At 59.9% G+C, this 18124-nt stretch carries 16 protein-coding genes; 13 read left to right on the top strand and 3 right to left on the bottom strand.

Going from position 1 to position 18124, the window contains the following annotated elements; genetic code table 11:
- Positions 1 to 2154: a TonB-dependent siderophore receptor gene (locus GC121_RS03275; protein ID WP_234421093.1), complete on the bottom strand. Its 2154-nt coding sequence runs from the start codon at positions 2152 to 2154 to the stop codon at positions 1 to 3.
- 176 nt (positions 2155 to 2330) lie between these two features.
- On the opposite strand from GC121_RS03275, the gene GC121_RS03270 reads away from it, so the two are divergent.
- The 7 genes from GC121_RS03270 (at position 2331) to GC121_RS03240 (ending at position 7066) form a co-directional block, all read left to right on the top strand.
- A complete protein-coding gene (locus GC121_RS03270) occupies positions 2331 to 2948 on the top strand; it encodes a DUF1826 domain-containing protein (protein WP_234421092.1) in 618 nt (205 codons plus the stop codon).
- Positions 2945 to 3355, top strand: coding sequence for a MerC domain-containing protein (locus GC121_RS03265; RefSeq protein WP_199857725.1), 411 nt, complete (start codon positions 2945 to 2947; stop codon positions 3353 to 3355). Before GC121_RS03270 ends, GC121_RS03265 begins: the two co-directional genes overlap by 4 nt.
- 161 nt (positions 3356 to 3516) lie before the next feature.
- Positions 3517 to 4446 carry an ArdC family protein gene (locus GC121_RS03260; protein ID WP_151972742.1) on the top strand — a complete coding sequence of 310 codons (930 nt, stop codon included), beginning with the start codon at positions 3517 to 3519 and terminating at the stop codon, positions 4444 to 4446.
- 14 nt (positions 4447 to 4460) lie between these two features.
- Positions 4461 to 4901, top strand: a complete 441-nt coding sequence (locus tag GC121_RS03255; RefSeq protein WP_151972741.1) for a hypothetical protein — start codon at positions 4461 to 4463, stop codon at positions 4899 to 4901.
- A gap of 224 nt (positions 4902 to 5125) precedes the next feature.
- Complete coding sequence (locus GC121_RS03250; protein WP_151972740.1) at positions 5126 to 6061, top strand: DUF2493 domain-containing protein; 936 nt, start codon at positions 5126 to 5128, stop codon at positions 6059 to 6061.
- A 70-nt stretch (positions 6062 to 6131) separates the two neighbouring features.
- Positions 6132 to 6401, top strand: a complete 270-nt coding sequence (locus tag GC121_RS03245; protein ID WP_151972739.1) for a hypothetical protein — start codon at positions 6132 to 6134, stop codon at positions 6399 to 6401.
- Between the two features lie 269 nt (positions 6402 to 6670).
- On the top strand, positions 6671 to 7066 hold the full coding sequence (locus GC121_RS03240; RefSeq protein ID WP_151972738.1) for a single-stranded DNA-binding protein: 396 nt from the start codon (positions 6671 to 6673) through the stop codon (positions 7064 to 7066).
- A 68-nt stretch (positions 7067 to 7134) separates the two neighbouring features.
- On the opposite strand, the gene GC121_RS15650 is transcribed toward GC121_RS03240, so the two are convergent.
- On the bottom strand, positions 7135 to 7401 hold the full coding sequence (locus tag GC121_RS15650; protein ID WP_151972737.1) for a DUF6437 family protein: 267 nt from the start codon (positions 7399 to 7401) through the stop codon (positions 7135 to 7137).
- Positions 7402 to 7752: 351 nt separating this feature from the next.
- Here GC121_RS15650 and GC121_RS03230 point away from each other — a divergent pair, with 351 nt between their 5' ends.
- The 4 genes from GC121_RS03230 (at position 7753) to mobF (ending at position 14337) form a co-directional block, all read left to right on the top strand.
- On the top strand, positions 7753 to 7974 hold the full coding sequence (locus GC121_RS03230; protein ID WP_151972736.1) for a hypothetical protein: 222 nt from the start codon (positions 7753 to 7755) through the stop codon (positions 7972 to 7974).
- A 729-nt stretch (positions 7975 to 8703) separates the two neighbouring features.
- Entirely contained in the window at positions 8704 to 9036 is a 333-nt protein-coding gene (locus GC121_RS03225) for a hypothetical protein (RefSeq protein WP_151972735.1), read from the top strand.
- A complete protein-coding gene (locus GC121_RS03220) occupies positions 9026 to 11341 on the top strand; it encodes a type IV secretion system DNA-binding domain-containing protein (protein WP_151972734.1) in 2316 nt (771 codons plus the stop codon). Before GC121_RS03225 ends, GC121_RS03220 begins: the two co-directional genes overlap by 11 nt.
- A gap of 59 nt (positions 11342 to 11400) precedes the next feature.
- Complete coding sequence (gene mobF / locus GC121_RS03215; protein ID WP_151972733.1) at positions 11401 to 14337, top strand: MobF family relaxase; 2937 nt, start codon at positions 11401 to 11403, stop codon at positions 14335 to 14337.
- A 15-nt stretch (positions 14338 to 14352) separates the two neighbouring features.
- Here the strand turns inward: mobF and GC121_RS03210 are convergent, their stop codons facing one another.
- Positions 14353 to 14988, bottom strand: coding sequence for a S24 family peptidase (locus GC121_RS03210; RefSeq protein WP_151972732.1), 636 nt, complete (start codon positions 14986 to 14988; stop codon positions 14353 to 14355).
- Between the two features lie 470 nt (positions 14989 to 15458).
- Between GC121_RS03210 and zorA the strand changes: the two genes are divergently transcribed.
- Both zorA and GC121_RS03195 read left to right on the top strand, forming a co-directional pair.
- Positions 15459 to 17384, top strand: a complete 1926-nt coding sequence (zorA, locus tag GC121_RS03200; protein WP_151972730.1) for an anti-phage ZorAB system protein ZorA — start codon at positions 15459 to 15461, stop codon at positions 17382 to 17384.
- Positions 17384 to 18112, top strand: coding sequence for an OmpA family protein (locus tag GC121_RS03195; RefSeq protein ID WP_151972729.1), 729 nt, complete (start codon positions 17384 to 17386; stop codon positions 18110 to 18112). Before zorA ends, GC121_RS03195 begins: the two co-directional genes overlap by 1 nt.
- Positions 18113 to 18124 lie beyond the last annotated feature (12 nt).

Here is an 18124-nt window from a genome sequence, read left to right as displayed (position 1 = left end):
TTAGAATGCGAATTGCAGCGAAACCGTCGCCGTACGAGGAGCGCCTGGTATTACCCACAGCGAGGAGTAGCTGTTCGCATACCAGTCGGTATCGAACAGATTGGTCACGCTCCCGTTGAGCATGACGCCATCGACCAACTCAACCTCGCCGAAGATCCGGAAAAGCGTATGATCTGGAAGCACGAAATCCGTACCTGTGGCTCCCAGTCGTTCGCCGACATGCTGCACGCCCGCGCCCAGCATCCATGTGCGATTGCCAAGGATGAAGCGTTTAGACAGTTGGGCATTCAGCGAGTGATCTGGAATGTTGATAAGCGGATCGCCCGGTTCAATGACGAACGAGAAGTTGGGATCGAGCACACTCGACCGGGATTCCGCATCGACATAGGCATAGCTTAGCAAGAATTCGAAATCGCCTGGAAGCCGACCATTCAGATCAAGCTCGATGCCTCGGCTGCGCGCTTCGCCGATGGCTACGGAGAATCCGGGGTTATTGATGTCGCTGGCGAGAACGTTTTCCTTCTCCAGCTGGAACAGCGTAAAGGTTCCGGTGACTGCCCCGTCTAGCAAGGAAAGCTTGGCCCCAGCCTCGATGGATCGGCTGATTTCGGGATCGAAGATTACGCCGGTTACGTCCGTTCCAATATTTGCTCTGAACCCTTCGCTGTAGGCCGCGTACAGCGTTATTGGAGCGCTAAGTTCGTAGACAATCCCGGCCTGAGGGCTGATGCGGCTATCGCTGCGATTGCTTATCACATCGGTGATGTTGTTCTCCGTCCTCAGCGAAAAATCATCGTAACGCGCGCCAAGGCGGATTTGCAGCCGATCAGTCAGCTCGATTTGGTCCTGAATGAAGAACCCGAAGGATTCCTGGACGTCCAGTCGATTGTTCTGCGGTAACGGCGTCGGAAGCGGGAACCGGCCATAAACTGGATTGAGAATGTCAATGATGTAAGCGGCCTGCTCGCTCGGGTTACTCGCGACTGAAGGGGGACGAACGCGGCGGAAGTCCTGGAAGTTCTCAAACTGATCATAATCGGCACCGATGAGAACGCGATGCGCGAGGGCGCCGGTTTCGAACTCGCCGCTGACCTCGCCGCGAACGACTATCTGCTGGGAATCGTAAAGCCTCGAACGCCGCTGACGCGAGAGCGAGCGACCGTCGGTGAAGACTGGCTGGCGTGATCCGGCCAATTCCGGATCGGAGGAAAAGCCGGTCAACAGTGTATCGCGTATGCTCGCTCCAATCAGCGCGCTCCAGCGATCGCTGAAATCGTGCTGCAGGCGCAACTGATGCCCCTCGGCGCGGGCGACGTGATCGCCATCGCCCGGTTCGCCAATAAAACGCTCGCGCGGGACCGTGTCAAAATCATTGTTCAGCACTACGATACCACGGTCAAACGGCACCTCGACGCGGGTCTTTTCGAGATCATAGGTGAGCCTGGTGTTCTCGCCGAGGGCAAGACCGATCGATGGCAGGAAGCCCCATCTTAGCTCCTCGACAGTATCCCTGAAGCTGTCGGCATCCTCAGCGTAACCGATAAGGCGCACCGACAGGTTGTCAGTTACAGCAAGATTAAGGTCGACCTCGCCACGAAAGCGCTCAAAGCTGCCATACTGAACAGCCACATCGCCAAAAGTGTCGCCTATCCGGGCCTGTTTCGTAACAAGGTTGATGGTACCGCCCGGCTCACCGCGTCCGAAGAGTGCAGCTGAAGGCCCCTTCAAGACTTCGATCCGCTCGATCCCGGCCGTATCTCTCTGGCCGCCAAAACCCCGCCCCCCATTGAACCCATTGACGAGATATCCGGTAGGCAGGTTCTCGTCCCCGGCAAAACCGCGCACCGCGAAAGCATCGAAGAGCCCACCCAGAGTATTCTGGCGCGCAACGGAGGCATTCAGGTCTAGCGCGTCGACCAGACGGACAATGCCGTTTTGGGCAAGTGTGTCTTCCTCGATAAGGTCAATCGATTGCGGAATCTCGCTGAGGGCAAAATCCCCCCGATAAAATTGGCGCACGCCGGTGACGACGATCTGATCGTCTGGCTGCTCCTGAACCGCTTCACCTTGTGTGTCCTGCGCCAAGAGTGGGGCGGGAACGGAAATCGCCGCTGCAACGGCTGCGAGAGATGCTTGATAACGAAAGTCTACCACCGAATTGGCTCCCCGTTCGGATACTGGAATGTGTGGAGCTGACGCATCCTGTAAGGCCTATGCGCCGCTTGCCAGCGCGCTTATGATACACCATAACATCACGTCAACACTTAATCATGATGGCATCGTTCTCGCAGCCGTCCGGGTATGACATTTGAAAGAAAGCAGTTTTGCTCATGACCATTGTCGCCGAACGACACGTGCCCCAAACTTCCGCGTCAGACCTGTGCGAAGACCCGTTGAGCGCATTCAACCGCCACTGGGACAAGATTGCAGACGGGAACACGTATCTGGTAATCGAGCCGCGAGACTCATCGCAGTTTTGCCAAGCTGCACAAATGTTGCTGGAGTTGCCCCCGTTCTCTCGTATCGCCGAAGGCCGCGTTCCGGTTGCGCTCTCGCAAATCCGCGATCTTCCAGAAGCGATCTTCCGCGATATTGAAGGTCTCGCAACCCGGTTTGCCCAGCTGGCTACTTCGGATCATGTGAGGATCCGGCTCGAGCAGATCACCACGAATTCGTGCCGTAAGCTGCATGCCGACTATACTGATTTGCGTCTGATAACGACCTATGCCGGGCCGGGAACGCAGATTCCGACCGATAACAATCCTCAGGCTCAGATTTTGCTCGATGTACCGACAGGGCATGTCGGAGTTTTCAAGGGACGGCGATATGGAAACGGCCACGCACCGTGCTACCACCGCTCACCGTCGGCAGGCGATCTGGGGATCAAGCGGCTCGTGCTCGTTATCGATACAAAGATGTTCGCCAGCGACGATGAATGCCGATCATGACGCAGCAAACATCGAGCTCTTGGCTCGACGGCGTTGGCGTCGGGATTTCGGGCTTGTGCATTCTGCACTGTCTGCTGCTACCTCTGATTATCGCACTTGCTCCAGCTTGGTCGAGTTGGTTGGCGTTGCCCGAGGATTTGCATGTCTGGCTGCTGGCGATGGCATTGCCTTTCAGCGGGATCGTTCTGTGGAGAGCCTCAAAGCGATATACGCGCACGAAAGTTTCCTTGGGTCTCGGCGTTGTCGGCCTCGCCCTCATGTCGGCAGGCATTTTCACTGAAAGAGAAATTGCAGAGGTTGCAGTGACCACAGCCGGAGCATTGCTTGTTGCAATAGCTCACCTCCGAAATTGGCGCTGCCGAGGACATCAGGTCAGCACCCGTCGCCGTTCGTCGGCCAACCAATAAGGGGGCGCAGCGGTAGCGTGAGCGTCGGCTACTGGGCGACTAGTCTTCGGTGCACAACGTCTGAGATGAGGGCGCAAAGCTGTCATCAGCAAACGAGAGGGGAGGGAGCTTTGCTTTTCCTGAACCGGGACATGTCCGTCCCGGCGATCAGGAGACCTCCCATGACCAACTCCCGTCGCGCTGCTTCAGTTTCGCCGGCCCAGCGCATCACCGCCGCCATTATCGAAAAGCTCGAGCAAGGAACTAAGCCCTGGGTCAAACCGTGGCGCGGCGTGCCCGTTTCACGGCCCTTGCGTTCCTGCGGCACGCCCTATCGCGGCATGAACACATTCTGGTTGTGGCTGGTAGCCGATGGCTGCGGCTACGCCTCGCCTTACTGGATGACCTACCACCAGTGCCAGAAGCTCGGTGGACAGGTCCGCAAGGGTGAGAAATCGACCATTGCGATCTTCTACAAGAGTTACACCAAGGAGGTCGAAAGCGCCGCACGCGAAGTAGATATCGAGAACCGGCGCGTGCTCAAGGCCTATGCCGTGTTCAATGCCGACCAGTGCGACGGTCTCCCTGCGTTCTATCATCCCAAGCCGTTGGTCGCAGCGATTGAGCCCGAAGGACGCGCAGACCGTCTTGATGCCTTTTTTGCGCGCATCGGCGCAGATCTGCGCCATCATGGCGCGCAAGCCTATTATGAGCCGCTGCGTGACCGCGTCACCATGCCGCCAGCCGAGCTCTTTGCAGCCTATGACCACTACTACGCGACGCTCGCGCACGAGTTGTCGCACTGGACCGGACATTCTTCGCGGCTCGATCGAGATCTCAAGAACCGGTTTGGCAGCGACGCCTATGCCGCTGAGGAACTGGTCGCTGAACTCTCTTCGGCCATTCTTGGGGCCGAACTGGGTCTTCCGGTCACCCACCTCGACCATCACGCGAGCTACATCGCATCTTGGCTCAAGATCCTCAAATCGGACGAGCGCGCGATCCTGACGGCTGCGGCCAAGGCCGAGGAAGCGGCCAGCCTGTTGCTTGACCTTGGGGGTCACCAATCCCGTGAAAGCGAGAGCGATTTCGATCTCGCTGATGCGGCTTGAGCAGGAGACTGTAGATGGGACGCTCCGTCAGTTATCCGACCGGCTCCGTGGTGGCCTTTCGTCTGCTTGATGGCAGCGAAGACGAAGATTTCGACTGGGCCTATGAGTGCCTCGTCGACGAGATCATCGATACCGCGAAAACGGCCTTTCCATCCTTCGAGCGTTTCGATGGATGGCGCGGGCGCGAGGACCGCATCTTCTTGCGCAACGCGTTCGCCGATTGCGGCATATCGACCTATTGCGGGCTCGCCGCGATCTGGATCGCCGAGCGCGATGATCCCGGGTATTGGGAAGCTGATCTCTGCATACCAAGAACGGCGAGGGCACAGCACTGGCTCGCCCAGGTGTCGGGAAGGTTCATCGATCTGTTTGGTGAGCTGCGCATGATAGGTCGCTTCTCGAATGGCGAAGCGATCTTCGAGCGCTCCCGATCCGCCGGTGACACAAGGTCCTGATCCTTCCTTGTCCCTGTCCGCCGGGAGAGGCCCTTGGGCCGGTCGGGGCGCGCCGCAACCTGCGACCCGTCGGCCCGTGTTGCCCGCGCCAGCCTAGGGCCGCAGGTTTCCCGCTACGCGGTGCGTCTCACCCCTTGCTCCGGCCCTGATCGGACTCCGGCGGACAGAGCCGAGGCAATGATGCCTCCTCTTCTTGTCCGCGCGATCAGATCAGGAGACACCCTATGTACGACAGCTTCATCGACCAGTTGAGCGGCCTCGACCTGTCAGGCCTCAGCATCAAATCCGCTCCTTTCAGCCAGACCGACTTTCCCTGCGAAGACGCGATCGACCAGACGCTCACCGCAATTTGGTCCGACCTTTTCGCGATCTTTTCCGACACAGCCTTGGAAGCCGATGCCGAGGATATTGCGTGGGGCGTGGTCAATCTGTTCCACCGTGCTGCCAGCCGCAAATCGGCTCAGCTGGACCGGGCCAGCGACGAGATACGCGTCCTCCTCGCATCTTCCGATGGTTCCGAAGTGCATTCGAGCAATCTGGAAGAACAGATTGAACGCGCGCAGGCTGCCGAAGCCAGCATGTTGGCTTTTGAACAGATGCGCGAGGCCGCAGCAGCACTCTATCGCGACGAGACCGGCTCCTCATGGAAGCCTGTTTCCGGCTCGCGCACGAGCCATTCGCGCCACCTCACTTCGGCCGTGATCGATGCCCGCGACTTCCTCCGCGCTCGCACGGAAAATCGTCGACTTGCCCTGATCCCCGAAGGCACTCCGGTCCTCTTTGCCGGGGGTCGCCCGAGCTTCGAAAGTGCCGAGGATGCGCGTGCTTATGCCGACAATATCTGGGCGACCCTCGACAAGGTCCGCGATGTTGTTCCTGATCTCTTCCTTGTCCATGGCGGCGACGGCAAAGGTGCCGATCGCTTGGCTGCGAGCTGGGCTGAACGCCGCGAGGTCCAGCAGCTGACCTATTCGCTCGATCGCCGTCTCGGGGCGCGTGCAGGATTCAAGCGCAACGAGCAGATGCTCTCCCTCAATCCGCGCTACGTTGTTGCCTTTCCGGGCAATGGCGTGACCGAACGGCTCGTGATTGATGCCAAGGCGCGCCGGATCACTGTGGTTGATCGCCGTGGCCCGTTGGGCACCTCTCCCGGGTCCTGATGGGCCTTTCATCATCTGGTTCTGAATTCCCTGGATGTGCATCCGGCGTCAACCCGGCTATGCTTCAGGCATGCAACTGGACGATCTGCTCCGCCGCTATTTCGCTACAACCGACCTCTCTGGGGCGGCGCCCGACACTTTGGCAGCCGGCATCGAGCATTGCCGGGTCGATCTCGGCCTTGAGGAAGACCGGGGTAAGCGCTTTGCTCTGTGGTCGCTCCTCCACATGTTCGGGTCCGCCCCTGACCTTGATGTCGCGTTCGAGAGTGAGGAAGACCGGGACGCTGCCCGCAGCTTCATGGATCTGCTCGCGGCAAGCGAAGGCGATGCAGAGGGGTAAGGAAGCGTTGGATCTGCGGATCACCTTCATTCCCGACCGAATGCCAATCCGGCTTTGTTGCGAACCTGTCTGAACCAGGTCAGCGAAGGACAGCAACCTGTTCCTTGCCGGCCGTGTTGCCTGCTGCGCAGGCTGCCCGCACCACCCGACAAGGAACAGGTTTCCCTTAGTCCCTACGGGCCTGCGGTGCAGTCCTCCCATGCCCTGTTTCTCTTCGACGTTCGCAAGCCGGAAATGCCTTCCGGTTTGAGACCTGAAGGAGAATTACCATGACCAATCTCGTTATCCTCACTGGCCGCGTTGCCCGCAAGCCTGATGTCCGCACGACCCAGGGTGGAACCAACGTTACCGGCATTACCGTCGTCACCGATCGCCCCGCACGCGACAAGGATGGCAAGACCTACAAGGATGAAAACGGCTACACCGCGAAGGACAGCGAATTCCACCGGGTGACCTGCTTCAACGGCCTCGCCAAAACCGTTGGCCAATATTGCTCCAAGGGCCAACTGGTCTCGGTGCAGGGCCGTCTTCACTACACCCAGTGGGAAGATCAGGATGGCGTCAAGCGTTACGGCTGCGAGATCCTCGCCGACAAGGTCGACTTCCTCTCCCGCGCCAATGGTTCTGACGATCAGGAGAACCAGGACGCTCCCGAGATCGAGTGACCTTCACAGCACCGCTGCCACGAGGAAGAGGCCCCTGCCGCAAGCGGCAGGGGCCTCTTCTGCTGTGACTACCGCGCTTGCAGAGAGGGTTTTGCGTTTCGGTCGCTCGCGGCTTCTGCCAGTCTTTGCGTTGCGGCCGCTTCACCCAGCTTGCCGAGCGCTTCGGCGACCTGCCTCAGACCTTTCTTCGAAAAGGTTTCAAGGCCGCTCCCGAGGATGATTTCGCCAAGTTCTCTGGCTGCTTCGGCTTCGAGTTGCCGCTGCCTTGTATCCAGCGCTTTGCGGTCCGCTTCGAGCTTTTGCAGGGCAGCAATCGCGCTCTTGTTTCGGGGCATGTCTGTGGTCCTTTCCTTCCCCCTTCAAAGCCTCCCGAGGACCATCATGTGCGCATCGACGGGGTGTAGGAAAGCCTGCTTGTGCCCGTCTGCCAAATTTTGCGCACTGGGCGGGAGGGGGAGGGTCCTTGCTCACACTTGTCCCAGTATGATGGCCTTGTGTCCGCCGCATCAAGGACGCGCGGGGCCCCACCATTTTGCCCGCCACCGGATTGCATCCGGCGTCGAACAAAATCGTTTCCCCCGCCGCCGCTGACGCGGTCGCCCGAACGGGCGATCCTGTGACCCGGCAGCCCCAACACCATCACGCACGCCTCCTGTCGTCTCACGACAGAAATCAGGAGGATTATCATGACTTATGCCAAACGTTACGCCGTGCCGTCCCGGAGCTACTTCGAGGCTTTGGAAACCGCTGAACGCAGAGCATTGCACAGCTTCTTTGATCAGCACGTCATCGAGGATGATCAGCTCGGGTATTTCGCCATCGACGAGGGTGACTACAACGCCCTGCCGGCGCATCTTGCAGGCCGCGTCGTCCATACCGTCCACGGGGGTATGCTCGACGAATTCTGACGCTTTCGACAGGGCGGGAACCGGTGCCGGTTCTCGCCCTATTTTCTTGTTCGCCGTATATGCGGAGCGGGTTGGTCATACCCTCTTTCGGACGTGCTGACGGGCGCGCGCCGCAATGCGGCGGCGCCCGAAGAATTGAGCGGGGCTGCGGACGCTCTCTGTCCCGCGCATCTGACGATGCGCTCCTGAGGGAGCGGCCTGATGGGCTCTTGGGCCCCGCAAGCACTTGCGCACCGGCAACGGGTCGGGCGGCGGGAAGCGGCGGCCGCGACAGCTCCCGCGGGCCTTGCTGCCCACGCGCCCTTGGCCGCTGCCTCCTTCGCAGGTGCTGTCTCTTCCTGGTAGCGTCGTTGTTCGGCCGAATTGCTTGCGAAAACGTGCCGTATGACCGCTGCTCGCGCTCCGTTCGGGACATGGGCAAAAGGCATCAGCAGCAAGGACCCCGGAGTTACTGGTTCGATCCTGCGCATAGGGGAACAGGGAGCACACCCTACCCCGCGAATTCGGGAAGTATCATTCGGAATGTATTGAGAAATCCCGTTTTGGGCGGAAACAACCCGTCTGCGGGTCGAGCGGGTTTGCGCTGATCCGTGCACAACTCACATCGGCATAGAACATTGTAATCATGTCCTAAAGTTTCCATTGACTGTGAGTTGTTCACGATTTATTCTCATCCTCACCTTCCGCAAGGTGAGCCAGGTTCCGTCGGCCCGACAAGGAACCTGTTTCATGACCCGACAAGATCGGCTCCAGACATTTGTATCGCCTCCTGTCGGCAACTGGGTTCGCCAGTGTGCTGCGGATCAGGGCGAGAGTGTGAGCGTCTTCATCCGCGACCTCATTGTTGCGGCCTGGCACCGCGATAACCAGCCGAAGGACAGGCCTCCAGCACTCGATCCGGCGCGGCAAAACGTCTTCATTTCCGTGGCTCTCGATGCCCTGCTTGCCGGTCATCCGGACCCGACATTGCGGGACCGGACCCACGAGGCTTACCGCCGCCGTCTTGAACGGCTTGGCCTGCCGTTGCGCACCAACATGGGGGGCAGTTCCCATGAAGCATAACCTTCTCAACTTCACCCGCGGAAGCCAGTTGCTTGGGCACTTTGCCTTCATGTTTGCAGCGGGCTTGAAGGGCCCCGCAATCGTCACTGCGCTTGTCGTTCTTGGTACTTGTTACTGGGAAGTGCGAACGACCCTGAGCGATAACCAGTTCTACCTGGTCTGGATGCATGTCTATGCCAGCCTCTACGCCTTTATGGAGTTTGATCCGGCAAAACTGGTCAACCTTACGTTGGCCGACGGAGAGAAGGTTGGTCTCCCATTCGCGGTGGTCCGCGACTTCCCGCCCATGATCGCCGCGATGGACGCATTCCGAACGGCAGCAAAGCAGGGTTTGCTTACCTCTGCAGTTCTTCTCGGTCCGGCTTTCGTGTTCTTCTGGTGGTTCGCCGAGCGCTTCGGAGGAAAGTCAAAAGAACGTAAGCACGAGCGCGGAGCCATGCTGGTTTCGCTCGATGACCTCGAGGACGAAATCGAACGCTATAACGCCAAGCGTCGTGCCGAAGAGCTCGGGCAAAAGTTCGGTTGGAAATGGCGGCTGGCAAGCTCTTCTGCACTTGCAGAAGCAGGTCATTACGCGCCCGCGCATCTTGCTGGCGTGAGCTGGCCATGGCGGCTCGAGCAGAGCCACACCATGCTCATTGGCACGACCGGAACCGGTAAGACGGTCGCGTTGACAGAGCTCGTGACCGAGGCCCGGGCGCGCGGCCAGCGCGCGGTGATCTTCGATCTCACCGGTGCTTTTATCGAGGCCTATTACGATCCGGCACGCGACATTATTCTCAACCCCATCGATGCGCGTTGTCCGCTTTGGAGCGTGTTCAACGACTGCTCGAACGAGGCCGAATTCCATGCCGCAGCCGAGGCGCTGGTGCCTCATGATGGCGGCGGATCGGAACAGTTCTGGGTGCTTGCGGCGCGGATGCTGTTTGTCGAGATGTGCCTTCATCTCTCACGCAATGGTGCCGCAACCAACGAGGCCCTCGCACAGAAACTGATGACGGCGGATCTGGCCGAGGTGCACAAGCTGATGCGCGGGACAATGGCCGACCCGCTCACCGCTCCCGAGGCTGCCCGCATGGCAGAATCGATCCGTGCGGTGTTCAATGCGAACGCGAAAGTGCTCAAGCTGTTGCCCTCGGAAGGGCCACGCTTTTCGGTCCGCGACTGGGTCAAAGGTGACTGCGAAACGGGTTCGATCCTGTTCCTCTCCGCGCGCTATGTCGACATGAGCATCTCATCGCAATTGCTCACGCTTTGGCTCGATACGGCGATGAACACGCTGATGACGCTTGAGCGCACGCAGGACCTCAGAATGTGGTTCCTGATCGACGAGCTCGGTGCCCTGCATCGGCTGCCTGCCCTCGAAAAGGGGCTGCAGACCGCACGCAATTTCGGCGGTGCGATCATCACCGGGGTGCATGCGTTTGCCAAGCTCAAGGAAGTCTATGGCGAGAACATGGCCATGACCTTGTCTTCGCTTGCGCGGACCAAGCTTATCCTGGCAACAGCCGACCGCGAGACTGCGACATGGTGCTCCGATTTCATCGGTCACCGGCAGGTGCGCGATATGGAAGAGGGCTATAGCTACGGCTACAACAATGCCCGCGACGCAGTCAGCCTGACACCGAGGCGGCAGGTCGAGCCTCTGCTCCTCCCGGACCAGTTCATGAACCTTCCCAGGCTCTCAGCCTATATCAAGTTTCCTGACGGGTTCCCTGCCGCCCCGGTATCGCTCATACCCCGTTCGCGCGATCGTATTGCCGAGGGTTTCATTCCGCGCGAGAAACCGTCTGCGAAGAGCGCAAAGGGTTCGGGCACCGCTTCGGCGAAGATGCGAAAGGCCCGCTCCAAAACGGATGGTGAGCATCCTGCGTCTAATGACGATGGTGCTGGAAAGCCTGTCGATCCCAAGCAGCTCAACCTCAGTTTGTCAGGACCAGATAGTCCCGTTGCTGAGGCGCGAGATCATCAGCAAGCGGATTCCCGCGAGCAGTTGGAGGCATGGCGTCAGGCCGGAGAGGCCAGGTCCAGAGCTGGCGGCAATGCAGTCGTTGACGCGTCTGCGACGCTGCCACCATCTGCCGTGCAAACGGGCGATAACTCTCTGGTCGAGGCTGGTAAAAAGGACCTGGCTGAGCCCGGATCTGCCAGCGATCAAAACCCCGACAAGGCTCTTCCTCCAGCCCAGGAACGATCACGCGAGAGTGAGCGCCGGTCCATCAAGCCGGCCGAAAGGGATCTGCGAGAAGGCGCTGTAAGCGATCCGCCTGCGAAGGATTTGGGAGAGTTTGAGCCCGATATGTGACGTGAACAAGGGAAGGGATTTTTCGGCCCGGAGGGGAGCCGTGACGAGGATCAGAGACGATGCTTTCCGTTGCCAATGTGCGCTCCCCTTCGGCTGCAGCGGCCTACTTTGCCGCCGACAATTACTACACCGGCGCTGATGCCGATCGCTCGGGAACCTGGACCGGCAAAGGAGCCGAGCGACTTGGCCTTGAGGGCAGCGTCAATGCGGAGCAGTTCGACGCCTTGCTGCGCGGAGAACTGCCCGGCGGCATCCAGGTTGGTAACGCTGGCCAGTCCCACAGGCCCGGAACCGACCTCACCTTCTCGCTCCCGAAGAGCTGGTCGCTCCTTGCGCTTGTTGGCGGAGACAAGCGGATAATCGAAGCCTACCGAGAAGCAGTGGTCGAGACATTGCGCTGGGCCGAGACCAACGCGGCACAGACCCGGATGGGCAGCAAGGAGGGGTACGGGAAGGTCGCGACCGATAACCTTACAATCGGCCTCTTCCAGCACGATACCAATCGCAACCAGGAGCCCAACCTGCATTTTCACGCGGTTGTCGCCAACGTCACGCAAGGTCCCGACGGCAAGTGGCGGGCGCTGCGCAATGATAAGCTCTGGTCATTTAACACGCTGCTCAACGCGATGACCATGGCCCGCTTCCGCATGGACGTCGAAAAACTGGGCTACGAAGCCGGTCCCGTCGGCAAGCACGGCAATTTTGAAGCCGCCGGCATCACACGCGAGCAGATCAGGGCGTTCTCGTCGCGCCGCGAAGAGGTCCTTGATGCGGTCCGTCACCTTGGCGAAAACTCCCCGAAGGCGCGTGACGTTGCCGTGCTTGCTACGCGGAAAAACAAAGCACCTGTAAGGGACCGTGAAGGCCTCCTTGGGGAGTGGCAACAAAGTGCAGGGGAGGTCGGGCTTGATCTGCCGGGTATGATCGATGCATCCCAGATGCGGGCAGCAGCCAGGACCATCGCAGATGCAAAAGCGGAAAGCCTCCTCCACCGCGGCATGGCCAAGCTGCGGGAGTTTGCGCAGCGGATCAAAGGCGATCCGGGAGACCCCCTTATCCCGGCCCATGTGCTGAAGAAAGACGCGCCTACGATAGCCGCTGCGCAGGCAGTCGCTTCCGCAGTACGCCACCTCTCGCAGCGCGAGGCAGCGTTCCCCCGCGAGGGATTGCTCAAGGCTGCGCTCGATTTTGGGCTTCCGACGACGGTAAAGCATGTCGAAACGCGCGTAGCCGCCCTGCTCAGAAGCGGTGCGCTCGAGCGGGGCAAGGGCGAGCATCAGGGCTGGCTGGCAAGCCGTGAGGCGCTTGATCTTGAGAGCTCTGTTCTGGCCGATGTCGATCTAGGGCGAGGAGCCGTATCGCCCATTCTGGATCGCAAGGATGCCGAGGAGCGGGTCCAGGCCGTCGCCGCGCTCAATCACGGCTTCGCCCTTAATGCGGGGCAGCAGAATGCGGCCAGTCTAGTCCTGTCCTCGCGCGACAGAATTGTTGCGATCCAAGGCATTGCCGGGGCGGGCAAGAGCAGTGTGCTGACGCCGGTTGCGCAGCTGCTTCGCGAGGAGGGCAAACAGGTACTGGGGCTCGCGGTGCAGAACACGCTCGTCCAGATGCTCGCGCGCGACACCGGCATCCGTTCGATGACGATTGCCCGCTTTCTGGCCCAGTGGGGCAGGCTCTTGCAGGAGCCCGGCAATGCCGCGCTCGTGAACGCGGCGCGCGATGCGCTTGGCGATCATGTGCTGGTGCTCGATGAAGCATCGATGGTGTCGAACGCGGACAAGGCAAAGCTGGTTCGCCTCGCGAACCTTGCAGAAGTCCATCGCCTCGTTCTGGTTGGCGACAAACGCCAGCTGGGTGCCGTCGATGCCGGCAAGCCCTTCGATCTTGTCCAGCAGGCGGGAATCGCGCGCGCCATCATGGACGTCAATCTGCGCGGGCGCGATCCTGATCTGCGCCGCGCGCAGGCAGCCGCGCAGGACGGGCGCATCGATGATGCACTGAAAGCGCTTGCGCCTGCGACCATTGAGACCAGCGGGGACAGTGCAATCGTGGCTGCCGAGCAATGGTTGTCGCTGGGCCCGGCGGATCGCGAGCGGACGGCGATCTATGCCTCGGGCCGGGCGCTGCGCTCTGCGGTTAACGAGGCCGTTCAGCGCGGCCTCAGGGCCAATGGCGAGCTGGGCCCGGGCGCTGCGCAGCTGACTGTCCTGTCGCGGGTGAATGCGACCCGCGAGGAGCTGCGCCACCTGCACGTCTATCAACCCGGAATGGTGCTCGATTTGCGTTCACGCGACAGCACGCAGAAGCTTTCCAAAGGGCACTATACCGTCAACACTGTCGACCATGCGCGCAAGCGGATCGTGCTCGAAGACAAGAAGGGACGGCTTCGCACATTCACGCCGGCACGCCTGCGGCCGGGCGCGGACGGCGACCGGCTGTCGCTCTTCGAGCGCCGGCAGCTGGCTCTGTTCGAGGGGGACAAAATCCGCTGGACGGACAATGACCACAAGCGCGGGCTCTTTAATGCCGGCCAGGCGAGGATCACGCAGATCGACGGCAAGGGCATCACCGTGGAAGCCTCAGAGGGCAAAGTGCTTCGCCTGCGCCGCGAGGATCCGATGCTCGCACGCGTCGACCTCGCTTATGCCCTGAATGCCCATATGGCGCAGGGACTGACGGCGGATCGCGGGATTGCGGTGATGGACAGCCGCGAACGCAATCTCGCGAACAAGCAGACCTTTCTTGTTACCGTCACCCGGCTGCGGGATGGGCTGACGCTTGTCGTGGACAATGCAGAGAAACTCGGCCGAGCCATCAAGTCCAATAGCGGCGAGAAAGCGTCGGCTCTTGAAGTCACGCAACGGCTCAAGATGGCAGCGGCGAAGGGGCATACACCAGGCAAGGGCAATACCGGTTCGTCACCGGCCAGCGAGAAACCCGAACTCACCCGCGAACTCACCAAAGAGAGGGTTAAGCCGTTCGAAGTTGGTATCTGACGCTTGTCTGACCTACTAGATCGCGCGGCCAAACCAGATCACCCGCCCGACCACCTGGATCCCGGACCGGTCGACATCGTCCCAGCTGGGATAAGCCGGATTGTCGCTGCTGATAGTGAGCTTGCGGCCACCAGGCTTGAGCGTCACCCGTTTGACAACCAGCGTGTCATCGGCACGCAGAACGTAGATGCCATCGCGCAGGCGCGAACCCTGATCGGACGCATCGACGAGCACCTCGTCACCATCGCTGAGTGTCGGCTCCATGGAGTCGCCCAGCACATGAATGATCGAGAGGCTGGGGCCTTTTGCCCGGGTCAGCCGCGCGAGCCAGCGCTCGTCGAAGCCGAAACGGGTATAGGCCGTCTCGCTTTCGGCAATCGCGCCAAAGCCCGCCGATGCATCAACATTCAGTATCGGGATTTCGATCAGCCCGTCGCGGACCGGTGCGGCCGGGCCGCCGAGGACCTGCTCGTCGACGCCGAAGAAGCTGGCAAGCATGCGCCGGTCGTCGTCATCCAGCTTGCGCGGCGATCCGCGCTTGATGAATTGCTGGATGTAGGACGCATTGCGTCCGATCATTCGCGAGATTTCAGAATATCCGAGCCGTCGCTGCTGGATCAGGCGATCGAGCTCCTCTCTGACATGTTCCATCGTGTCGTTCCTTCTGAGGGTCTGAGGAGAGAAGGAAATCTCCTAGACTCGATGGAACCTTCCTAATAAGAACATAACAAGAACGCAAGTCTTGGGTGAGTCGAGGAGAGCCATGGAACTGCTGGAGCGCATTGAGGAGCATCTCGAGGCATCGCATATGTCGGCGACACGATTTGGTCGTCGCGTCGTAGGCGATCCGCGTTTCGTGGCTGACTTGAGGGCAGGACGCAGACCGCGGCGTCGGACGATAGAGAAGGTGGAGAGTTACCTGCAAACCGATACCGTCCCGCAATAGCTCCCGCATGAAGGATTTTCTCCCCGTTTAGAGGAAGTTGGGTTGGCGCGGGCTGGCATTGCCGTTATCGTCATTCCCGACTTGGGGCATTCCTTGCGTTTGCTGTCGGAAAGCTAGGCCTGCTTTCGAACCGACGGCCGGGGGCCACTGCGACTGCTGGTTCAGGGGGTTTTGCGTGGAAATTACCGAATGGCTCGGCCAAGGGCTAATATACTTTTTCACTGAAATCCCGCTTATCGGCGACGCGATGGCGGCGTTCCTGGCCATTGTCCTGGTAGGAACAGCCTTTGCCATCTCGTACAGATACCAGCGTCAATATCATGCACCACTCGCTCACGCGATCGAAGCAAGAGTCCGGTTGCTCGACGAGGTAACTGGCGGAAGCACTGCGGATGTTGATCACGCGCGCCTCGAATTCGCACGACGCTTCAACGATATCGATGTTCAAATGATGGAGGCGAACGATCCCGAGGCTTTGCCGCTTAGAAGAACCTGGGAAGAATATCGCGAAACCATCGTCGATCCGAGTGCTGAAATTCTCCAGAACTCTGCACGTCCGGAACACTTTTTTGTCAATCTAGGTGATCGTCATCGCGGACTGAACTGGTTCGCGAATATCTTTATCGCCATCGGTCTATTGATCACGTTCCTTGGCATCATTGCAGCACTTTCCACGCTCGACTTTAGCGGTGGTGTGGATGAAATGCAGGAGCGGCTGAATGATCTCATGAAAGTCGCAGGGGCCAAGTTCTGGGCCTCGGTCGGGGGTATCGTGGCGTCCATCATCCTGCGGTCTTACGATTATCGCTTCGGCAAGCGGATCAACGATGGGCTCTCGATGCTGTGTGACAAGCTTGAGCATGGGATGGCCTATTTGCCGCCGCAACGGATCGCGAGCGATCAGCTGGCACAGCTCAAGGAGCAAACCCCGGCACTCCGGTCGTTCTCGGAACAGCTTGCTGCCGCGCTCGATGGAGCGTTGGAAAAGCAGATGGCCCCCATGATCACGCACCTCGGGTCGATCCAGCAGGGCATAGATAAGATTAGCGGCGGGGGAGGGGAAGCCGTCCGCGATGCAATCGCGACGAGCGCCGGTGCCGAAATGGCCGGCCTCGCGGATGCCATCGGCGCCATGACCGTCTCGATGGCGACGATGTCTGAACGCATCGAAAAGCAGAGCGGCGAAGCCGACCGCCAGATCGAAGAAGCCGTCAGGCGCTTCGGACAGGCTTCGGAAGAGATGCGTTCGGCATTTGGTGAACTCAATCGAAATTTTGGCGTTGTCGCGGACCGCATGCGCGAGGAAAACGAGCAAGCCAGTGAGCTTGCCAGACAGCGGATGGACGAATTGTTGAGCAACCTCGGCTCTACGCTCGACGATATGAAGACAGGTCTCGCTTCGGCGGCCAGTCAGATGGGTGAGGCCTCTGCACGGGCAGCGAATGATGCGGCACGAATCGGCCAGGAAGCGATGGAAACGTCCTTCTCGGAGTTTGTAGAACGGTTCAACCAGACCGGCGGTCCGCTGGTTGGCAGCATGAAAGACGCAAGTGATGCGATTTCCTCATCTGCGGACCGTCTGTCGTCTGCACAAGGTGCGATCGGAGACCACGCGCGCGCCATCGAGCAGGTTGCAGCGCGTTCAAGCGATCTTGCAACGGCTTTCGGAGCGGTTGCCAACGACGTTGAAGCGGCGACTGGGCCCGTAAGGCAATCGGCGGTTGCCATCGCCGCAGCGGTAAGTTCGGTGGAAGCGATTGTGTCGAGAAATGCGCAATCGTCCGAAAGTGCTCGTGACGAAATGCGCCAGCTTGCAGCTGCCCTTAGCGAGACTGCAAACGCCGCTTCTTCCGCCTGGTCGGAGTATCGTGCGCGTTTTGAAGACGTCGACCGCGCTCTTGGCGATGCAATCGAGAAAATAACGGATGCCGCTGGCAATCACGCGTCGAACCTGAATGAGCGTGTAGGACAAATCGACAAGGCTCTCGGCGACGGTGTGGCGCAGCTTGCCGGTGCACTCGAGCCCCTGACGACCTTGCGCGATACCGTCGAAGAGCTTGCAGACATCCTCGCCAAGCAGAACCAGGGAGCCGCTGACTAATGGAGGGCGCGGTTCGCCGAAAACCGCCCGAGGAGGGCGAAAGCTATTTCATGTCCATGACCGACATGATGGTGGGCCTGCTCCTCATTTTCATCATCCTGTTGGCCTACTTTGCCCTCAACCTGCAAACCAAGACAGAAGAACTGACCGGCGCGAACAGGACCCGCGCCGAGATACTCGACAATCTCCAGCAGTCTCTCCAAGACAGAGGGCTCCAGGTTGAGATCGACACCAAGACCGGAGTTCTGCGGCTCCCCGACGATGTTCTGTTCGACAAAGGCCAGTGGGAACTCACCGACAGAGGGGAGGCAGCCATTAGCAAGATTGCCGGCGCAATGGTCGAAGTCCTGCCTTGTTACACCACATCCGACTTGTGTGACGGTGAGCGATCACCGCACCTGATCGATGCCGTTTTCGTGGAAGGGCACACGGATTCCGACCCGATGTCCGGCGGCATGAACAATTATGAACTTTCGGTTCGTCGGGCAGAGACGACCTTCACAATGTTGCAACGCAATCAACCGGCCTTGCGCGGCTTCCTCAACAGGCCGGTGGAAGAAGACGGATCGGCACCGATCCTTAGTCTGAGCGGTTATGGTCCCGATCGCCCTGTGGACCGGGGTGACTCGGAGGAAGCGAAGAAGCGAAATCGGCGCATCGACCTTCGTTTTCTCATGGCCACGCCAAGCTCCGGACTTGATACTGAAATACTGAGGCAGGAGCAGTGACTTATCTACGGT

Origin of the sequence: Erythrobacter sp. EC-HK427, assembly GCF_902498745.1 — a bacterium.
In the GTDB taxonomy this organism is placed as follows: domain Bacteria; phylum Pseudomonadota; class Alphaproteobacteria; order Sphingomonadales; family Sphingomonadaceae; genus Alteraurantiacibacter.
Note: the sequence above shows the minus strand (reverse complement) of the source record. Positions and strands in the feature narration are given on the sequence as shown.